The sequence below is a fragment of the Thermovirga sp. genome, from assembly GCA_012523215.1.
Classification (GTDB): Bacteria; Synergistota; Synergistia; order Synergistales; family Thermovirgaceae; genus 58-81.
This window is the reverse complement of record JAAYIZ010000075.1, coordinates 1-1653: the sequence shown is the minus strand read 5'-3', so window position 1 is coordinate 1653 and position 1653 is coordinate 1. Positions and strand designations below refer to the sequence as shown.

General features: G+C 58.1%; 1 protein-coding gene and 1 pseudogene. Both read left to right on the top strand.

Features of this window, described 5'->3' with window-relative positions:
* A partial coding sequence (locus tag GX108_02285; GenBank protein NLO55875.1) for an integrase occupies positions 1-614 on the top strand: 614 nt, incomplete at its 5' end.
* A 561-nt stretch (positions 615-1175) separates the two neighbouring features.
* Positions 1176-1653, top strand: a pseudogene (locus tag GX108_02280) (site-specific integrase).

Genomic DNA, 1653 nt, shown 5'->3' with positions numbered 1-1653 from the left:
TGGAGATCCTGGGCATCAAGGCCATCAAGGCCCTCTCCCCCCAGGCTAAGGGGCGTATAGAGAGGCTCTGGGGGACCTTGCAGCACCGCCTGGTGGTCGACCTGAGGGTGGCGGGGGTATCTACCCTGGAGGAGGCCAATGCCTTCCTCGCTTCCTACAGGACCAGGCATAACGATCTCTTCGCCGTACCGCCGAAGGATGAAGCGACGGCCTTCATGCCGGCGCCTTCAAAGGAGGACCTCGCCCTCATCCTGTGCCGCAGGGTCTTTCGGAAGATGACCGGCGACTCCACGGTCTCGTGGAAGGGTCGGAAGTGGTCCGCCCTGGACTCCCAGGGCAGAAAGGTCCTATTCCGCAAAGGGGTTGAGGTGGAGGTCCTGGACCTTATGGACGGGAGAACGGTTTTGCACCACCAGGGGGCCTTCCACAAGCTGGTGATGGTCGAGGAAGAAGCGGCAAAGATGGCCTCGGCGGAAGCGAGCACGGCGACATCCACGGGGGAAAGGGTGAGAAAGCCCTGGACTCCGGGACCTGACCATCCATGGAAAAGGGAGTACGAAAAGAGGGTTAGCAGAAAGAGGATCCATGAGCATTCTCTTGAGCAGATACCCTAGGGGGGGATGACATTTCCCGCTTCCTAAAGGAAGTGGACCTTGTCCCTGTCCCGTTTTAGTACCTAACCCCATGACATTTTCGCTGTCCGTTGACAGTATTGTTGAGAAACACAAATAGGATCATCATAAGGCTCTGCCGATCAACCTGGCACGGTTGCCGGGCCGTTTTTCATCGGGCCCAAACCCGGGTGTGTCCGAAGTGGGGGGGCCAGCAACAGATGAGGGGCCGGAAAGGGATAGCGGAGAAGGGACGAAAGCACCGACTTGGCGCGAACTCGGGCGGCCTCGCTTTAAAAAACCGCTGGGTTCAGCGGATGTATTTTTGGCTCCCCGTGCGCAACCCTCTTCATAACCGTTCTCTTTCTCCGGCTGTTAACCGAAAACCTTCAATATCAACGGGTTACCAAAGATCAGGCCGTTCCGGCAGGCCGGAAGCGGTGTCAATGTCGATTTCCTATCCCTGTGACACGATGCGAAGGAACTCGATAAGTGGCTCAAATCCGGCAAACTGGCTTCCCGCGAGGAGCGCAGATGATGGCTTCAGGTGTTCACGCAAGCCTCATGGATTCTCCAGTGAGAGGGAATGAATCCCTTCCATCCCTTGGGGATAGGCAGGTTGGTTACGCCCGTCAACCTAAGCTGCTTGACCAGTTGCGCGAATCCTTGCGGTCGCGCCATTACAGTCCGCGTACGGAGCAAGCCTATTGCCATTGGCTCAGACGCTACATCCACTTTCACAACATCCGCCACCCCGCCGAAATGGCCGAACCGGAAATCAACGCCTTCCTGACGCATCTGGCTGCGAAGGGAAAGGTAAGCGCCTCCACTTAGAACCGGGCGCTTTCCGCGCTGCTTTTCCTTTATCGTCACGTCCTCGGTCGTGAAGTGGGCGACCTGGGCGAAGTCATCCGTGCCCGCAAACCCAAACGCCTGCCTGTGGTCATGACCCGCGAGGAAGTGAAAGCCGTGCTGACGAACCTGACCGGCGATAAGTGGCTCATGGCCTCGCTGATGTACGGCGCGGGACTGAGACTGATGG